This is a genomic window from Paraburkholderia sp. SIMBA_054 (assembly GCF_046534875.1).
Classification (GTDB): Bacteria; Pseudomonadota; Gammaproteobacteria; order Burkholderiales; family Burkholderiaceae; genus Paraburkholderia; species Paraburkholderia hospita.
This window is the reverse complement of the sequence record NZ_JAWRXV010000983.1, coordinates 1-263: the sequence shown is the minus strand read 5'-3', so window position 1 is coordinate 263 and position 263 is coordinate 1. Positions and strand designations below refer to the sequence as shown.

1 protein-coding gene is annotated in these 263 nt (G+C 28.9%); it reads left to right on the top strand.

Translation table 11 applies throughout. The annotated features are described in order from the left end of the window. Positions 1 to 263, top strand: a 263-nt coding sequence (locus tag SB822_RS58070) for a hypothetical protein (protein WP_410859237.1), incomplete at both ends; no start/stop codon positions are given.

Genomic DNA, 263 nt, shown 5'->3' with positions numbered 1-263 from the left:
CGAAGTTATTTTCAGATCAACTAACTACAGAAATTCTTAAACATGTAACAGGTAACGGATTGAAAGAACTTGCATTTCAGTATTCGGAATTAACTGATTTAAAAATTAAAAAAATTTTTAAAGAACTTCTCGATACTTTAACTGAAATAGATTATTCTTTATTAGGGTTGTTAGGCGATAAAGGCATGCTACAAAATAATTCTTTCTCTTACAAAAATGCGGAAGAGAGAAAAGGGAAATTGTTCAAAGTTATATCAACTCAG